The sequence below is a fragment of the Bradyrhizobium iriomotense genome (assembly GCF_018129405.1).
Classification (GTDB): Bacteria; Pseudomonadota; Alphaproteobacteria; order Rhizobiales; family Xanthobacteraceae; genus Bradyrhizobium; species Bradyrhizobium iriomotense_B.
Genome location: NZ_JAFCLP010000010.1, coordinates 1 through 17,109, shown reverse-complemented (window position 1 = coordinate 17,109; position 17,109 = coordinate 1). Strand labels below are relative to the sequence as shown.

The following is a 17,109-nucleotide window of genomic DNA, read 5'->3' as shown; positions in this document are numbered from 1 at the left end:
AAAATAGCTAAGGCTTCGCGGCCAACGCAGCGAGCAAGCCGCTGTAGAGCGGCGTCGATTGCTCATTCAATGGCGCGGGATGGCCGTTGCGGATGTCGGTCTCGATCCGGAAGCGCTCTGCATCCGTGGTCGCCAACAGGTGGATGTGCAGCTCAGTAGCGCCGTGCAGTTGGGCCAGCATGAGCTTTTCATGGCGCGGCAATCGCGTCCGCAGGTTCTCGGATTGACCGATGTAGATCGCCTTTCGGGTGCCATCCGTCAGACGTTGGACCATGATGTAGTTGGCGCCCTCGATGAACGTCTGCGCCGTCAACGGGAAGATCGTGTGAATATACCAGGCGCCGGATCGGCCCTGCCAATTCCACATCGGCAACTGCGGCGCAGCGACCGGCTGCGGCGCAAGAGAGCCGAAAATTCCGCTCAGATAGTCGACCATCGCGAATCTCCTCAGTCCCAAGCGTACGCTTTGGCCAGGGTCTGCGGCAGAACGAAGGCAGTACAAAACCTTTCCGGCTTCGGCTGTGGATAACCAGGGCCCACGGGTCTGCAAAACCGTTCCGAGGCAGCTTCTGGACGCCTCGGGCGGCCATGGCGCTCGGGCGACCTCCCCTCACCCGTCCTCCTTGCCGTCCTGCGACAGCCACCGGGCGTCGGCTTGGCACGCGTTTGCGGATATCCTCGACGAGCACCAGCGGCGCCACGCGTGTCAGCAACCGCGCTGTCGAGGTAGATCTGGTTCATGGCTTCAACACCAGGAGCCCATCATCGGAGCGTGACACCCAGGCCCTGTCGCTGCCCTTGGGCAACTGAGACGGATCGAGCTTGCCGGCCCAAGGCTGCGAGAGTTCGCGGCCGAGCTGCAAGCACAGGCGAACGGTCTTGACGCTGGTGCACCGCTTAAGCAGGTCTCGCAGCAGATCGGCACGCAGGCTGTAAGTGCTTTCGACCAGCTCGCGCGCTTCTTGCAGCGGCTGCCGGACGCCGACTTCGCTTAACACCTCCAGCAACGCGCGTTCCGGCGCCGAGACGAGAGGGCCGCCCTTGCGGTTCTCGAAAGGCCGGACATGAAGCAGCGCGCCGGGCTCTTCCTTGAAGAGGCGCTTGCGGTGGTACTCGGCTGGGAAGCGCTCGGTGAACCAGTCCGGAAGGCGTCCCGCTTTCCAGCCATAGAGGTGGAGGACAGGCCGTTGGGACAGGTATTGCCGTATGCCGTGCCAGTCGAGCGCGGACTTGCCGCCGACATGCAATCCTTCGAAACTCCGCTGCAGCAGGACGAGACTCGGATGCAAGGCGGGCGGATCGTTCGGCCGGCAATACACGCCGCGGGCCAGCCGTTGCAACCAGCCGGCACGGACATAGTGGACGGCAAGGTCAGCCGAGATTCCGAGGGCGGCGAGGTCATCGGAGGTCAGCGGCATCGCGGGCGCCAAGTGGGTATAAAGCTTGTTTAGCTTATCCCTGTGAATCGTAGCCATGCTACGACAATACGTACTATTCTAAACCGCTGCAACTATTAGATTTGACGCCAATATCGTAGTCGAGCTACGATAAATAAGATCAAACTAAGTCAATCTTCAGGCCTGCCTCTCCGGGCGCCAGCTGGAATAAAGGCCTCGGTCCGGTGTATTGAGCGTAACCGGGGTTTTGCGTCACACCCTCCCGGGGCTGGAAAGGCCGCCGCCTGCGTTGGATTTCAAGCGGGCGGCGTTTTTGTTCTTATTCTCGGCTCAGTCACCGAGCATCCATACCGACTTTCGCCGCTACAGGACGCCCCACGCCCGATAGCGTCCCCGCCCGGTCGCCTCGCGCAGGCCGAGTTCGGCCACCAGGTTTTGGGCAGCACGGGGTGTGATCCCGAGCTCCGCCGCAATCATGCCCGCGGAGACGATCGGCCTGGTCAGCACATAGTCGAGGAGAGCCGGCAGATTTGAAGTGGCGCGGCGGCCGGCAAGTTTTCGGGCAAGCAGATTTCTGGTCATCAGCCAGCGGTCGTGGTCCTTACGGCCAGATTCGGCGGCGGCGGTCATGGCCTCGAGCTGCACGACCAAACGCGCTGCGACGTCGCGTGGCCGCCGGCGCTCACGCGGAATGTTCTTCAGCCCAGCATGCAGGCACGGCAGATGCCAGCGCGTTTTGCCGCGGTCCCTCAACAGCGCCGCGGCGAGCAGGCGGCCGAGCCACGGCGTGTGCTCGAGCGGCTCGATCTCACCCCAAGCGTCGGCGGCAATCGCCCCTGCTAGGCTCGGCGGCAGGCAGCGGGTTTGGTCGACCACGGCGCGCCAGTGGTCGAGTCGCCCCTCCTCATCCCAGTCGGGATCGTAGACGAGAGAATCCCGATCCGGCCGAAACCGAGTCTCGTCGGCAAGCCTGCGCTCCGCCCTAGCGTTCGCTGCGTCGACCGCGTCGAAGGCAGCGGTCAGGTGGGCATCGGTCTCAAGGACGCCGATCGGCCCTTCAAGATCCACCTCCTCCCGCTCCACGTCGTCGTCCACCTCAAGACTCCCCTCACCTCCCTTCCGGTTGCTCGTCTCCTGTTCTCGCTCGCCCCGGCCGCGGAGGCTGGTGAGCCCGGTAGCTGACAGCGCCCACTCCGGCTTCGCATCGGCGATGCGCCGACGGGCGCGCAGCACCGCATGGGCGCGCGTCAGCTCGTGGGTGGGGGCGCGGACGTCCATGCCGGCGTCGTGGAGGACGAGGTCATCGAGGTGGACAAGTTCGCCGTCCAGCCACAGACTGGCGCAGGCATCAGTGAAGTGCGTCCGGCTGATTGCGCCGTCGCGGATTGGGCTTTTGGCCAGCCGCTCGTCGAGGCGGGCCAGTGCATCCTCGGCGGCGGCGAGCGGCCCGACGAGCTGGGCCCAGGGCAGCGGATCGGGGATTTTGTAGCTGCACGGCAAGGTCTTGATAACCTTAATGGGAACCAACGAAACGGAAGCTAACACGACCTTTGCTTCCGTCATAGCGATGTCGGTTCCGGACGTCCCTTCTCGATCATTGCCCGATCAAAAGGATTGAATTCGGTTCGCCAATCAGCGGTCCTGGCGCCTTGGCGGCCGTGGCTTCAATCGCCGAGAGGGCGCGCCGCTTGGCAGCTCCCTGCCCTCTTTCGGACCTTCGTCGGTCCGGTCGCAGCATAGCTCTTGGGCTGGCTTGCCCGCAGTCGGCTCGGCAGCTTCGCCGCGAATCACCGTTCAGAACTTCTGCCATGTCCCGCCTCGCTCCGATAGTAGCGCTTGTCAGGCCGCCTCGTCGGTCTGGGGGAAATCGGCGCCCTTGATCATCAGCGGTTCTAGGCGAGAGGGTCCCCGAGATTGAACCGGGTGTCGCCCTTGCCGTAGTGAGGGTCACAAGGACGCGCAGAGGTCATCAGGCTTCTTATGGTTAGTATTCTATGAATGCCGACCTCCCAGTCGTCCGGTGGTGCTTCGCATGTCCTGGGCTGGAGGCGAGACCAATCTTTTCCGAATGAACTCATCGGGTCCAGATCGACGAGGGCTGACGGGCATGGCTCGACGGGACGGACATGCGTCGGCGACGTGTATCCAAATGACCGCAGGACACAGATTGTTGTCAGCTGACAACAACTGCTCCAGGGACTGGTTGGTAGCTGGCACCGCGTGAGTTGATTCTCCCCTGCCCGATCGAACCGACCTCGTTCTGATGTCACGCAACTCTGCCAGATTGGATTGTCGGTCGGCCTTGCGCCCGCGAACGCAGTGCCGTTTCGACGCCGGACACGGCGTATTAGCTTCCTGACGCATCGGATCCAGGCAAGGCGCGAGCTCAACTTGCTCGTCGGCTAGTCCAGACAATCCACGGTCACGCCTTGATCCCGATGCCGACTACGATGGGGGCCGGCTGCGCGTTCGCCTGCCGACCCTGGCGCCGCCATCCTCTTGGGGGGGCGCGGGGAGACGATGTTGTCAGCTGACAACATCCGTCGCGCCTTCCTGATGCCCTGCGATCGAAGCCCCTTGCTCGGGATGGAATCCTAATGCGGCGCACGGGTGTCGAACTTACCGTCTCCCAACTTTTGGATCCGGCTCGGCGCAAGCCGATCTGCAGTACGGCGTGCCAGTCCGGGTGAGGACCGGGGCCACGTTGTCCTCCTTCGCCGCAGGCAGGGCCGGGCTGGTTGGCGGCGTTGCGGCCAGAGGTCCGGGCTCCCCCGGTGCGATCAGGCTGCGCAAGAGCAATCGCAGATTCGACACCTGGTCGCCCGACCGGCTGGAGACCTGTTACCATGTGCCGCGCTTCGGGCGAGTGGCGCCCAGTACAGTGCTGCGGTAGCGCATCGGTCAACGCGGTGACAGCTTAACTGCGTCCGGCCCTGGCGATCCAACATCCCACAACGTCCCGCCGCTCGCTATCCCCGCTCGGGTATTTCGACGCGGCCGGGAAGGGCGCCTTTCGTGGGACCGCCGGTCCGGGCGCCGGGGTTGAGTAGCTTGAGCGGGCCCGCCTTGCATTCCGAGGAAGCAATTCTCCGGGGGCGACGACTGGCTGGGAAGTGGGAAATAGGGACGCTCGCGCGGGGAGAGAAAACCCTCCGTCAAGCCCGGTGCACGCTGAGTCGATACCAAAAGCGAGCAGTTTACGGCGCATGGAAGGAGGCCCCGGCGCGCTGCGGGGTAGCGACACTGATCGAAGCAGCAGGTGGCGTGACTACAGAGTGACGCTTGGGGTGGTCCGTGGAGCCCCGCCGAATCACGCTATGGTAGAGGCTCGCTCCGCCGGCTGGGGCCATTGTTGTCAGCTGACAACAGCAAGGCGACGCCAATAGGCCGTTTGCTCGCTGTTAGGCGCGCCATCGGGCGTTAAGAACTCGTTAACCCTTTATTTCTTGCTCAAATCATAGAATCGTGGCCATCTCTCAAGACGGAGTTTAGGCGTCTGACGCGCAAAAACCGTCTTGAGAAGGCAAATGGCGATCTTAGCGGAAGATTTGGGTACGATGAGCGAGACCGCGTCTGCGCGGATCTCTCGGCATGCCGGCATTCTTTCCGGCCAGCTTCGCTCGCTCGCGACGACGCTTTTCCCGCCTTCCGCGAGCAAGTCGCTCCGGTCGTTCACCTCAGGGGAGGTCGCGCGAATTGCGGGCGTGTCCGATGGGTATCTTCGGCAGCTTTCTCTCGACGGACTTGGACCGACCCCAGCGACAGGAATCGGGGGGCGACGGTCTTACACTCTGGGTCAGATTCATGAGTTGCGTGGGTATCTAGCCACCGCGCGGCCCCGCGAAGCAATGGAATTTCTCCCGCGCCGGCGCCCAGGCGACAAGCTACAAATCATCACCGTCGCGAACTTCAAAGGCGGCTCTGCCAAGACGACGACGGCGTTGTATCTTTCGCAATACCTTGCCCTTGCCGGCTTTCGGGTCCTCGCGATTGATCTCGATCCGCAAGCTTCTCTGTCAGCAATGTTCGGGTACCAACCCGAGTTCGACATCGGAGCGAACGAAACCCTCTACGGCGCCATACGATATGACGAACACCGGCGGCCAATGCGCGAGGTCGTTCGGACGACCTATTTTGACGGGATAGGTCTCGTTCCAGGCAATCTCGAGCTTATGGAGTTCGAGCACACAACACCTCGAGCAATGGTCGAGCGGCGTGAACGCGGACACGACTTATTCTTTCGTCGTGTCGCCAGCGCTATCGACCAGGTCGCCGACGACTACGACGTCGTCGTCATCGACTGCCCACCCCAACTTGGTTACTTGACCATGGGCGCGCTGAACGCGGCGACCGCGATGCTCGTGACCATCCATCCTCAGATGGTCGATGTCGCATCCATGAGCCAATTTCTCCTCATGACGTCGGACCTCATGTCCGTCATCGAGGAAGCTGGCGGACGACTCGATCATGATTTCATCCGGTACGTCATCACGCGTCACGATCCCAATGATGTGCCCGAAGCCCAAATCGTGGCTCTCCTCCGGACCCTTTTTGGATCGGATGTGCTCCAGGCCACCGTGTGGAAATCGACCGCGATCGCCAATGCTGGTCTCACCAAGCAATCACTTTATGAGCTGGAGCGCGGCGCCGTAGGGCGGGGCGCCTACGACCGGGCATTGGAATCGGTCGACGCGGTCAATGCTGAAATCGCGCAACTTCTTAAGAAGGTGTGGGGTCGATGAGCAAACGTACTGACACCATCAAGAGCCTTTTCACGGCCCCCCAGTCACCTCTGTTGTCAGCTGACAACGTGCCGGGAGCCTTGCCACGGGTCTCGTCCGGCTCAGTCCGCTCGTTGAAGGACACCTTTTCCGGAGTCGAGAAAGAAAACGAGGAGCTGCGTGAAAGGATTGCCTCGGGGGCGATGATCCTTGAAATCGACCCCTCACTTATCGATCCGTCGCCGCTAGCCGACCGGTTTCGCGACCAGGATGATAGCTCGTTCGAGGCACTTAAGCAGTCGATCGCACAGCGTGGTCAAGAGGTGCCCATTCTCGTTCGGGAGCATCCTGACGCAAAAGGGCGCTACCAGAGTGCATATGGTCATCGCCGCGTCCGCGCCACGCGCGAATTAGGCATTTCGGTTAAAGCGATCCTGCGAGCGCTGTCAGATGAAGCGCTTGTCGTGGCGCAAGGGCTCGAGAACGCGCCACGCGAAGATTTGAGTTTCATTGAGCGCGCCACCTTCGCGATGCATATCGAAGATGCCGGGCACAGTCGGTCAATCGTACAAGATGCCTTGTCGGTCGATCGGGCGGAGGCCTCGAAACTTCTTGCTGTGGCCCGATCAGTTCCAACCGATGTTATTCAAGCCATCGGCAAGGCTCCGAAAGTCGGCCGCTTCCGCTGGCAGTCATTCGCTGAATTGATCAAGGATGCAGCGGCGCTCAAACGAGTCAGAGCGGCGATCGCCGAACCGAAATTTGCAGAGCGAGAAACCGATGCACGATTTCTCGCAGCATTCTCAGCAGCCAGCCGTCCGCCGTCCGCGGGCACATCGAAGGCTTCGGAAGACAAGCCGGTCTTTTCCGCATCCGGCGACAAGATTGCGCAGGTGCGTCATGCTGAGCGCGAATTGAAGCTTACCCTCGACAAGAATGTCTCGGCGACATTCGCGGCATTTCTTGTCGACCAACTCCCGGCGCTGTTCGACGCCTTTTCCAAGACGAGCAGCGGTCAGGAAACTACCGAGGCTTAACGGCCTCGTCCCGTTAACACGAACCAGGAGCAGACAAGGCAAAAGAAAAAGGCCCCCGAAACGGAGTTCCGGAAGCCCTTCTCTTCAAGTTTGGCGACTGACAGAGAATCACTTTCGCGAATCGCAGTCAAGAGTTTCTACGCGATTTTATCGTCGTTTCGGCGAGCAGGTTTTCTTTGCCCAGCTGAGGCAAAGACATGCAGTCACACTCTCCAACGACGCCCTTCGGGCGGCGATCGCTGACGCTTGCCCATGTGGCAAGCCAAATGGTCGCAACGGAACGCCCTCCCGAAAAGATCGTGCACAAGTGGAAGATCTTCCACGCCATCTGTACGGCACGGCCGCGCCTTGGCGTGTCGGAGCGTTCGCTCTCGGTGTTAAACGCGCTCCTGACGTTCCATCCCGAGACCGCGCTCACAGGAGAGGATGATCTGATCGTCTTCCCGTCGAACCATCAGCTCAGTCGGCGGGCGCACGGCATGCCGGCATCGACGCTGCGGCGTCACCTCGCTGTGCTGGTCGACGCGGGACTGATCGTTCGGCGCGACAGTCCAAATGGCAAGCGCTATGCGCGGAAGGACGGTGCCGGCGAAATCGAGCTCGCCTTCGGCTTCGATTTGTCGCCGCTCGTCGTGCGTTCGGAAGAGTTTGAGAGCCTGGCGGCCGATATCGAGGCCGAAGCCCGCGCGCTCAAGCTCGTGCGTGAGCGGATCACGCTGTGCCGGCGCGACATCGCGAAGATGATTGCAACTGGCATCGAGGAAGGCGTCCCAACGCGAAGGGCAGGGCAGGGACCCGCTGATTGGCAGGAGGTGCATGCTGCCTTCCGCGCAATGGTCGCCCAGATTCCGCGTACTGCGACGCGTCAGGAGCTAGAGCCGATCGCCGACGAGCTGTCGCAGCTTGCTGACGATGTGCTCAATCTTCTGGAAGAACACATCAAATCCAAGAATTCGAGCGCCAATGAGTCCCATTCTGAGCGCCACATACAGAATTCAAATACCGATGCCTTAATTGATCTTGAACCTCGCCTTCCAGAAGGCAGGGCGGCGGGAGCTGAGCCAAGGCCTCAACCACCGCGAGTCGCCGAAGGTTCGTATCCGTTGGGAATGGTTCTCGGTGCATGCCCGGACATCGTCGATTATGCAAAAGGTGGGATTTCGAACTGGCGCGATTTCCTCGCGACCGCGGCCGTTGTGCGATCGATGCTGGGTATCAGCCCGAGCGCTTGGGAGGAGGCGCAAAAGGTTATGGGCGAGGTGCCCGCAGCCATCGTCGTCGCGTGTATCCTGCAGCGCGGGACGGCGATCAATTCCGCCGGCGGTTATTTGCGCGGTCTGACGCGAAAAGCGGAGGTCAGGGAATTTTCGCTTGGTCCGATCCTGATGGCGCAGATCAATTCCCGCCGGCGAGACAAGCAGCGGGCGTGAGGCAATGAAGCGCCGTTCCCAGACCTTGCTTTTTCGTGCGATCGAAAATATCCGCACCGACCCAGCTGCTGCGCTGGGTCGACGCAAAGCCGTTCGGAGAGACCGTCATGGCAAAACACCCTCCAATCATCCTCACGCCGTTCCTCCAGCCTCGTGATGAAGGCGCGGCGGAGCAACGGATGTACGTGGCGGGGTTCGCGGACGAGGCGGGCGAGGCCTGGGGGACGCTGATTCCGTTGGATGCGGAGATGGTCGAGCACGCCGTTCTGGGACAACAGACATTCACCGTTTGGTGCAACTCCGACGGCCGCATCCAACCGCAACCGAGCAGCGATAGGCTGTTTGAGGAGCTTCTGGAGAAAGGCCAGTTGAAGGAGACGCCCCTTGATGAACTCGTCGCCGAAGCGATCGAGCAGGGCAAGAATGAAACCAATGAAGAGATCCTCGATATGTTCGAGACCCTGCATGAGCGGCTGGTGCGGGCGGAGGGCATGGTCGCTGACGAGATCGCGCGGCGCAGGCGATGACCCTTCGCGGCGCGCGTGCGCGGTTCAGTGTAGTAGGGCTTAGCTTGTACTGACGCGCGCATCGTGACCGCGGGCGGCAGACACCCGGACCGGTCGATGAACACATAGAAAAACGACGACCGGGCCGCGCTCCGACTAGTCTTAAGCTTCGCCGGAGCCGGAAAACAGCGCCGTCGGTGGCGTCGCGCGCGGCGGCGGGAGGGTCCGACCGCCCGGGGCTCCCGGTCTGCTCTTGAGATCGTATCGCTGGGCTAGGTCGAGTAGCCGCCGCTTGGTGAACGGATCGGCGTTCTCCGCCAGATCGCGCGCCCGCTGCGCGAAGCCCCTGTAAAATTCTTCCACGACGCCACCCCGCAACATCACTGAAAATCGGATTTCAGTGTGAGACGCGCTCCACGTCAAGCGGTCTGGTGCATGCGGACAATTTTCGTCGATCTACTTGTGCTCGCGGCGCAAGCGGAACTAAGCTGGTCCCGGCAGGCAAAAACCATGACTCCGCTCTACCTCAGCCGGAAGCTGTGCCCGAAGTGCGGTAAGCCGATGACGGCCGTGCCAGACGATGTCACGCCCGGCCGGCCGCGCTACGGATGCCCGGTCTGCGAGGACGATCCGCTGCGCGATCCTGCCGCCCGGAAGTGGGCCGACAGCCCGCTGCGAGCGCCGGCCAAATAACGCTCGAGTTAAAATCGAGCCGGGCTGCCGGATTGCTGCAGAGGCCGAATGTGCTCACAAGCCTCTCCAACGCTGTGGAGTTGCAACCCGAACGCCCAGCTTCGTTCTATCGCGCGTGCCGGCGGAATCGCCCCGGACTCGGAGGCCGGCATGTCCAGCGAGGCTAGCATCTGTTTCACGCCTCGCAGGGCGGTCGGTCGCATGGATGGGGACGGCGGGGTTGCATCCAACTGGCGAGTACGTCGCCAGCCTCGTTATCGATCTTGCGATGGCGAGTTCGACAGGTGCGCCGACGTTGTTGACAGCGACGGTTTCCATTGCGGGTGATGACGCGGCGCTTAGGTGGCCTGCTTAAGGTGAGCTACGTTTCGTTGCGACGCCCGTTACTTTGATGCGAATGGCCGAACCGACTAGGGCTGCCTGTCTTCATTCCCTGTGTTTTCGCGACAGGCGCACCCATCAGCGTCCTCGATAGAGGCTGGTCTGACCGAAGACCGATCCCGCTTCGCGGGCTCTCGATCTTGTCCCTGCAACGACCGTCCTCGACTTTCTTCCCCTGGCGCTGCGCACCATTCCTCGCGGTCCAAGAAAGTCGCTGCCGGCCGCCCTCCATTTCATTTCGGCCCTCCGGGTGCAGGTCGATCGCCTCCGGTCTCACGACCGCCATCGAGGTCGCGATGGGCGCGGCCCGAGAAAACCAAGGGAATGAGACAATGGCAACCATCGGCACCTTCGCCTCCACGGGCAATGGCTTCTCCGGCGCGATCAAGACGCTCAACCTCAACGTCAAGGCCAAGCTGATCCGTGTCGAGAACCCTTCCGACAAGGGACCGCACTTCCGCATCTACTCGGGCAACGTCGAACTGGGTGCTGCCTGGCAGAAGACCGCCAAGGACACCGAGCGCGACTACCTCTCCGTCAAGCTGGACGATCCGAGCTTCCCCGCTCCGATTTACGCCACCCTGACCGAGGTCGAAGGTGCGGAAGGTCTCCAGCTGATCTGGTCCCGGCCGAACCGGGACTGAGGCTCAGCCAGTGGGCTCCGCCGCAAGGCGGGGCCCGCTCCCTTCGACTGGAGATGCGATCATGACCATCGACACCATTGAAGAGGTACGCGCCGAGCTGCGCGGATGCGTATTCACGCCGGCGGAGCGCAAGTCGCTCGAAGTCGAACTGGCCGAACTCATCCGCCAACGCAACGAAGCGCTCGCAGCCGAGGAGGGGGCATAAGCCCCCTCGTCTTGCATCTTACGATGCACTGTCGTTACTCGCGCCGCCGGGCAGCGCTCCCGGAGCCCGCAAGCGGTCTCCGCGCATTCGCGTGACGATCCTCTCGCGACCGTGTCGATAGCAGTGGTCCAGCAATGAGCACGGTCCCAGCCGCGCTTGCCAGAATTTGTTCCTTCCGATGGCGATGTACTGACCTGACTCTTCTGGCAGGGGATTCGCCGGATGAATTTGGGGATCGTTCCCACGATCGGATTCGCAGTCGCTGTTGGTTCAAACCAACATCCCCTTGTCATGACGGACGAAGATATGCCTCTCGCGCCGTCAGACCCATTTCGGACCTTAATATGAAGACCATCGTCATCAACAATCAAAAGGGCGGGGTCGGCAAGACGACTCTTGCTGTGCATTTGGCGTGGTTCATGGCCGAAACGAATCTCCGCGTTCTCGTGATCGACGTTGATGCGCAGAGCAATGCGTCAGATACGCTGAGGCACTACGCAGGTTCAACGTTAGCCGCGGATTTGTTTAAGCCGGGAATGCGGGTCGTACCCAGAGACGACGAAAACCTAACGCTTGCGCCGGCCGATAGCTCACTGACTGATCTCGATCGAAGCGATGCGGCCGCCATAACGACTCTGCAAAAGAACCTCGCCATCGCGTCGGATCAGTTCGATGCCTGCGTCATCGATACGCCGCCTTCACTTGGACTTCGCAGTGTCTGCTGTTTGGTTGCGGCGTCGCATGTGCTGGCCCCTATCTATCTGGAGGACTATTCGATCAAGGGCGTCAAAGGTCTGATGCAGACCGTTATCGGCGTGCAGAGGCGCTATGGCCGCCAGGATACGAAGTTCCTCGGGCTGCTGCCCTCGAACTTCAACACGAAATCGCCGCGTCAAAGGATGCATCTTGAGCAACTTTTGCGCGAGGCTGGCAAATATGTATTCCCAGGCCAGATCGTTGCAAGGGACGGCTATGCTGAAGCCGTCGCGGAACGCCTGCCGGTCTGGAAGCTGAAGCGCCGCTCTGCGCAGGAGGCCGGTCGGGAAATCCGCGATGTTCTCGCCAAGATCGTCGCGCAGATGGACGAGTCGGCCCATGGCGCTTGATCTCAGCTTCAAGCAGCTCATCGCGGTCGCAGAAGATGGTGCCGCCACAATCGGGCAACCGACGTGCATCTCTATCGACCGTATCGACGAAGATCCGGACCAGCCCCGTCGCAGCTTCGACGAAACCAAGCTCGACGAGCTTGCGCAATCGGTCCTTCAGCATGGAGTGCTGCAACCGATCGTGCTGCGGCAAGCGACCGAGGAAGGCCGGTACGTGATTGTCATGGGCGCGAGGCGGTATCGTGCTGCTAAGCGCGCCGGGCTCCGTGACATGCCGGCTTTCGTTCATGCCGCTGGTTCTGCAGATCGCTATGTTCAGATGATTGAGAATATCCAGCGCGATGACCTTAATGCCCCCGAAATTGCGGCGTTCATCGCGGACCGCTTGGAGCAGGGTGATAACCAAGCCGACATCTCGCGCAAGCTCGGGAAGCCCAGGGACTGGGTGTCTCGCTACGCGTCGGTCCAGAATATGCCGGAGTTCCTTCGGTCGAAGCTTGCCGGCTCATCAATCCGTGCTGTGTATGAGCTCTACCAGGCCTGGCGTGAGCAGCCCAACGCCGTCGAGACCTTATGCGCAGCACAGGAAAGCTTCACCGACGCACACGCCCGCCGACTGGCCCGCGAAGTTCGCACGAAGGTCCGCGGCTCCCCTGCCGATGGCGAAGGTGCCCCTGGAGCTCAACCAGCACGTAGGCGGATCGCACCCCAATCGGCATTGCGAGACCGTGCAACGGCGGCCGCGGAAAAGCGCCTCAACTCCTCGGACGATCGGAACGAGCGAATGGGGACATCGCTGACGATCAGAGTGCGTCACCACAATCGCACGGGCTGTCTCCTAATCGATCGACTCGCTTTTCAAGGCTCACGCCATGCCGTGGTGCTGATCGATGGTGCAGAGGAAGCGGAAGAAGTTCCAGCATCGACCATCACAATCGAAGAGATCCTATCGGCATGAAGCTGCTCAACAGCCTCCTCAGAAACACTGTTCCGATTGGTGCGCCAGCGGAGCGGATTTCCCATCCGAAGGATGGCGCGTTAGCGCAGCAGCCAGAGGCCGAACGCGCCCCCCACAGCGCTGTAGAGAGGCCGGAGGCTGCTGGAAAGCCGCGGTCCTCATATTCAGTGCTAATGTTGCGAATCTGCACGCGCGGTCTTCGTGGAGTACAGGCATTCGGGGTGACGGCTGCGTCATTCCCGAAAGAGCTCTCCTTATCGATCGTCGACTGTGTTGGATCTCACCTGCAGCAACTGCCGAGCCTTGACCGCCGAGCCCGATGGTTTGAACCAACATGGAGGGGGTGGAGGGATTCGCGTTTTCTAGTGCAGGATAGGCTTCGCGCCAGCGATGTATTACATCGCGATTGGGATTGGAGTGCATGGCTCTGATCTCGCTTCGAGTCTCCGACGAAGTCGCGGCGGCGTTCTCAGTGCTTGCAGCTACCCAGGGAGGCAAATCCGCGCTGCTGCGGCGTCTCATCGCTGATGCACTAGCTGCACCGGCCCCGCGCATCTCGGCGTTGCCGGTCGGACGGCCGGAAAAGGTGACGGTACGATTTCGCGAGAGCGAGATGCGACAGCTCGCGGAGGTCTCGCATCAGCGTGGCATGACGCGAACCGGCTGGATCGTTTCGCTGGTGCGCTCGCGGTTAGGATCACCCGTGCAGCATTCCCCGAACGAGCATGATGCGCTTCGCGCGATCGTCCGCGAGCTCAACCGGATCGGCGGCAACATCAACCAGATCGCGCGCGCTGCAAACACGAGTGTGCTGCAGGGCAGGGCGGTCGAACCCGATCTGTCCGCCATCCGAGAGGCCAAATTGGTCATCGAAACGGAACTCGCGCAACTACGTAATGCGCTGCATGGCAACGCGGATTATTGGGATGGACGGCGATGAGTCGGCGCTCCTCGCCTCGGTCGGCCGACCCAGCCTCCGAACTTCTGCCGATCTCGTATGTCTGGGAAACGCCCAATCGGCGTCCACGGCGAGCTGAGTGGGATATCCCCGATCCGGCCGCTTCAGGCCGCCTTACGCCGGCGATGCGTGCAAGGCTAGAACGCATCGTGCGGCGGGCACCAGAGGTGATGGTCAAGATTACCGGTCGCACCAAAGGCGTGGCGCATCTTAAGTCTCACCTGGCTTACATCACGCGAAACGGCGACCTCGATGCGGAAACAGAGCAGGGCGCGACGCTAGCGGGTCGTTCCGGATTGAAAGATCTGCAGCAACGCTGGGAAGATGATGCCAGTCTCGATGGCAAGCGCCGCCGTGATGGATCGCTTTCGATCAACATCATTTTGTCGATGCCGGCTGGCACCGATGCCGTCGCAGTCAAAGATTCAGCCCGGGCATTTGCCATCGAGACATTCGGTGACAATCACGATTACGTCTTCGTCCAGCACCTCGACAACAAACACCCCCACGTGCATTTGACCGTTCGGTCCCTCGGACATAATGGCAAGCGCCTCAATCCCCGCAAGGCGGATCTTCAGGCCTGGCGAGAACGGTTTGCTGGAGAACTCCGGCTTCGCGGCATCGCGGCGGAGGCAACGCCGCGGCGGACCCGCGGACAGGTTCGAAAGGCCGATCGCGGGGCGGTGGTTGCCTTGCGCAGGCGAAAGATCGTGCCCGATGTTGATCGGCTAGCTCGTACAGAGGTGCTTTCGGAGGTGAGGGGCGGCAGGACTGCCAAACATCCTTGGGACGAGCAGATCAAGTCACGTCAGGACGCGATCCGGCGGCGATATCTCGACTATGCCGCCCAGCTCCAGCGTTCTGGAGCGGCAGCAGATGAGGCGCTAGCGCGACAGATACGGCAATTCGTCGACGACATGCCCGCTATCGAAACTCGCCGGCATGCGCTGAAGAACGAGCTTTCGGAGCTGGCCAGTAGTCGGCGCCGAGACGCGAAACAGGACATTGATGCACAGAGGCACGACAAAACACGAGGCGACGAGCGGACCAGATAGGGAGCGCAGGAATCATAATCCTGGGGTCAAGTGTTCGCCTTCAAAGCCCCGGCGGCGCTATAGGCTATTAGCCGGCGGCGGGCACGCGCCTTGGTGTCTTCTCTGTTCTTGAGCTCCTGAAGCTCTGCCTCAAGTTTTTCCTACATCGGGACCCAGAAGTCGCCATCCTGCTCGATGAAGTAGGCGAGCAGTACCAGAGCGCGGTCGATGCGCTCGATCATAGAAAGGTGGGATGCTGTCTCGCTCGGCATGGCGCGAGTCTACGAGAGTGCGGCAGCGGAAATCCTTGCAATGATTGGGAAATGGCAGGGGTTGACAAACATTTCGGTCCAACCATGCTGAAGCCGCTGGCCGGTCTCAACCGGCTCTGTCACGGCCACGAACGATGCCGGCACCTCTTTCTGCAGGGTGTCGCGCTCATCTGTTTCTCCACGTCAATCGTCCACGTCGTAAAAGATAGTATCGGCCGCCACCGAGCCTGTGTCCGAACCACCTGAAGGCGGCGAACTCCAGGCCGAACCGTCTGGCGATGAAGCTCTGGCCTCAAGTTCTCGGATATGCGCGTCTAGTTCGGCGTAGAGTTCAGCGAAAGCCTCGTCATCATCGTCGATCTCGAAATAGCGCTGCGCAATCCGCAGATTCTCTCTGAAATCCGTGTACATTCCGGCTTCGTCGTCCGAGGAGAAGCGGCCCAAATCACTGAACACGCTCGCCGGATCAGACAGCCACTCCTTGCGAAACCGCTCGGCGTAGTCAGCAAACTCCGCTTTTTTGAAGATTTGCTGCAAGATTTCATCCTTTAGAGGCTTGGCGTCGAGCCACTGGATCGAATGATCTGAGATATCTTTGACTAAACGGAGCCGGCTTTCCTCCGGCAGCAATTCCCAAGACGCCATTGCAGCGAGCAGCAGGGTGCCGCTGACCGATGCGCCGATTGCCGAGACCTTCGATGCCCACTCGAAGATATCGGGTCGAGTCTCCAGAACCATTTCGAGGAAAGCTTTCTCGCATCGCCCGCCGAGGAAGGACTCCAGCCCTTCGTCCAACGGACAGCTCTTCAACCTCGCGACCAGCGGGGCGTAGAGCTGCGGCGGAATACGCAAGCGATCGGTCGCGGCGCTTTGCGGCCGGCAGACGGCTTCCCTGACCAACCGATCGAGCTTAGCGCCATGAACGTACAATTCGACCAATTCGGGGGAGGTTGCCACAATACTGGCGAACGCGTCGGTCACTGTGGGGTGACGAAACACCCAACGATTGCCGTCCTCCCGAGAGTCGAGCCGGGTCAGGCTGTCATTTAGATGCTGCATCGCGCGCGCCACATCGGCGTGCTGCACACCCATGAGGCGCATTACCATCTCCAGGGCCGGGCTCGCCTGAATCGGTGACGGCACCCCGGTCTGCGAATTCAAGAAAATTAAGGCGATGGCTGCGCGTGATGCGTCGTCCAGTTGCTCAAGAACTTCTGTCAGGAATTCGACAGGGCGCTCAACCAACCGTGTAAAATGCTCCGCAGTGAAGGCGATCTTGGCCGTGAACAAAGGGTCGCCCAAGCGACGCGCCGTTTCCGGGATAAACGCCTTGTTGGATGCTACCGCTGGAAGGAATGCCTTCAGGCGTTTGCGAATTTTCTGCGGCTGGGCCCGCCGCACATGGTTGTATAGCATCTGGGCGCGCTCATCTTCGCTCAGGGCATGGACGTTGACCACGACCTGGCTCTCCCGAAGCGGTGGGAAGGCGCTTGTCTTTAGGTGCGGCCTCGCAGCCTCCCAGATGTAATTTCGCGAAGTGAATACGATGCGCGCGCCACCTTCCACCGCCGCGCGCAGAGCGCCCAGTTCGGCGTTCCAACGGCTCATTCGAGTCACATCGAATTGGTTCGGCCCGAAGGCATCATCGACCCAAAGGAACTGCCTTTCGCCGGGATGCCACAGGCTCATTTGAACCGCCCCGGGATTGCCGGAGGCCATTCGGTTTGAGTTATGCCGCCATGGTCGGAGTTTCCAGCATGGCGTAGT

At 61.2% G+C, this 17,109-nt stretch carries 16 protein-coding genes; 11 read left to right on the top strand and 5 right to left on the bottom strand.

Translation table 11 applies throughout. From position 1 onward, the window contains the following. Window positions 1-7: 7 nt before the first annotated feature. From JQ592_RS20940 to JQ592_RS20930, 3 genes are all read right to left on the bottom strand, one after another. Window positions 8-436 (bottom strand): GIY-YIG nuclease family protein, encoded by a 429-nt coding sequence (locus JQ592_RS20940; protein ID WP_211404686.1) that lies wholly within the window; start codon window positions 434-436, stop codon window positions 8-10. Between the two features lie 301 nt (window positions 437-737). Next, window positions 738-1,475 (bottom strand): type IV toxin-antitoxin system AbiEi family antitoxin domain-containing protein, encoded by a 738-nt coding sequence (locus JQ592_RS20935; RefSeq protein WP_211404685.1) that lies wholly within the window; start codon window positions 1,473-1,475, stop codon window positions 738-740. Between the two features lie 285 nt (window positions 1,476-1,760). Next, window positions 1,761-2,960: an RHE_PE00001 family protein gene (locus JQ592_RS20930; RefSeq protein WP_211404684.1), complete on the bottom strand. Its 1,200-nt coding sequence runs from the start codon at window positions 2,958-2,960 to the stop codon at window positions 1,761-1,763. Window positions 2,961-4,924: 1,964 nt separating this feature from the next. On the opposite strand from JQ592_RS20930, the gene repA reads away from it, so the two are divergent. The 4 genes from repA to JQ592_RS20910 all read left to right on the top strand — a co-directional run bounded on the left by repA (window position 4,925) and on the right by JQ592_RS20910 (window position 9,112). Continuing rightward, complete coding sequence (repA, locus tag JQ592_RS20925) at window positions 4,925-6,139, top strand: plasmid partitioning protein RepA (RefSeq protein ID WP_211404683.1); 1,215 nt, start codon at window positions 4,925-4,927, stop codon at window positions 6,137-6,139. Beyond that, window positions 6,136-7,155, top strand: coding sequence for a plasmid partitioning protein RepB (gene repB / locus JQ592_RS20920; RefSeq protein WP_211404682.1), 1,020 nt, complete (start codon window positions 6,136-6,138; stop codon window positions 7,153-7,155). Before repA ends, repB begins: the two co-directional genes overlap by 4 nt. Window positions 7,156-7,352: 197 nt before the next feature. Next, window positions 7,353-8,585, top strand: coding sequence for a plasmid replication protein RepC (gene repC / locus JQ592_RS20915; RefSeq protein WP_211404681.1), 1,233 nt, complete (start codon window positions 7,353-7,355; stop codon window positions 8,583-8,585). A gap of 107 nt (window positions 8,586-8,692) precedes the next feature. After that, complete coding sequence (locus tag JQ592_RS20910; protein WP_246820564.1) at window positions 8,693-9,112, top strand: hypothetical protein; 420 nt, start codon at window positions 8,693-8,695, stop codon at window positions 9,110-9,112. A gap of 141 nt (window positions 9,113-9,253) precedes the next feature. Here the strand turns inward: JQ592_RS20910 and JQ592_RS38305 are convergent, their stop codons facing one another. Continuing rightward, complete coding sequence (locus JQ592_RS38305; protein ID WP_024342295.1) at window positions 9,254-9,454, bottom strand: hypothetical protein; 201 nt, start codon at window positions 9,452-9,454, stop codon at window positions 9,254-9,256. Between the two features lie 147 nt (window positions 9,455-9,601). Here JQ592_RS38305 and JQ592_RS20905 point away from each other — a divergent pair, with 147 nt between their 5' ends. The 7 genes from JQ592_RS20905 to JQ592_RS20875 all read left to right on the top strand — a co-directional run bounded on the left by JQ592_RS20905 (window position 9,602) and on the right by JQ592_RS20875 (window position 15,091). Then, window positions 9,602-9,784 carry a hypothetical protein gene (locus JQ592_RS20905; protein WP_211404679.1) on the top strand — a complete coding sequence of 61 codons (183 nt, stop codon included), beginning with the start codon at window positions 9,602-9,604 and terminating at the stop codon, window positions 9,782-9,784. A gap of 713 nt (window positions 9,785-10,497) precedes the next feature. Further along, window positions 10,498-10,809 (top strand): DUF736 domain-containing protein, encoded by a 312-nt coding sequence (locus JQ592_RS20900; RefSeq protein ID WP_211404678.1) that lies wholly within the window; start codon window positions 10,498-10,500, stop codon window positions 10,807-10,809. 61 nt (window positions 10,810-10,870) lie between these two features. Further along, the gene (locus tag JQ592_RS20895; protein ID WP_188108185.1) at window positions 10,871-11,014 is read left to right on the top strand and encodes a hypothetical protein; all 144 of its coding nucleotides are present in this window, start codon (window positions 10,871-10,873) and stop codon (window positions 11,012-11,014) included. Window positions 11,015-11,358: 344 nt separating this feature from the next. Beyond that, window positions 11,359-12,120, top strand: a complete 762-nt coding sequence (locus tag JQ592_RS20890) for a ParA family protein (RefSeq protein ID WP_211404677.1) — start codon at window positions 11,359-11,361, stop codon at window positions 12,118-12,120. After that, the gene (locus JQ592_RS20885; protein ID WP_211404676.1) at window positions 12,110-13,078 is read left to right on the top strand and encodes a ParB/RepB/Spo0J family partition protein; all 969 of its coding nucleotides are present in this window, start codon (window positions 12,110-12,112) and stop codon (window positions 13,076-13,078) included. Before JQ592_RS20890 ends, JQ592_RS20885 begins: the two co-directional genes overlap by 11 nt. A 421-nt stretch (window positions 13,079-13,499) precedes the next feature. Next, window positions 13,500-14,018 carry a MobC family plasmid mobilization relaxosome protein gene (locus JQ592_RS20880; RefSeq protein WP_211404675.1) on the top strand — a complete coding sequence of 173 codons (519 nt, stop codon included), beginning with the start codon at window positions 13,500-13,502 and terminating at the stop codon, window positions 14,016-14,018. Beyond that, entirely contained in the window at window positions 14,015-15,091 is a 1,077-nt protein-coding gene (locus JQ592_RS20875; protein WP_246820562.1) for a relaxase/mobilization nuclease domain-containing protein, read from the top strand. Before JQ592_RS20880 ends, JQ592_RS20875 begins: the two co-directional genes overlap by 4 nt. A gap of 434 nt (window positions 15,092-15,525) precedes the next feature. On the opposite strand, the gene JQ592_RS20870 is transcribed toward JQ592_RS20875, so the two are convergent. Then, window positions 15,526-17,031, bottom strand: a complete 1,506-nt coding sequence (locus tag JQ592_RS20870; RefSeq protein ID WP_211404674.1) for a hypothetical protein — start codon at window positions 17,029-17,031, stop codon at window positions 15,526-15,528. Between the last annotated feature and the right edge of the window lie 78 nt (window positions 17,032-17,109).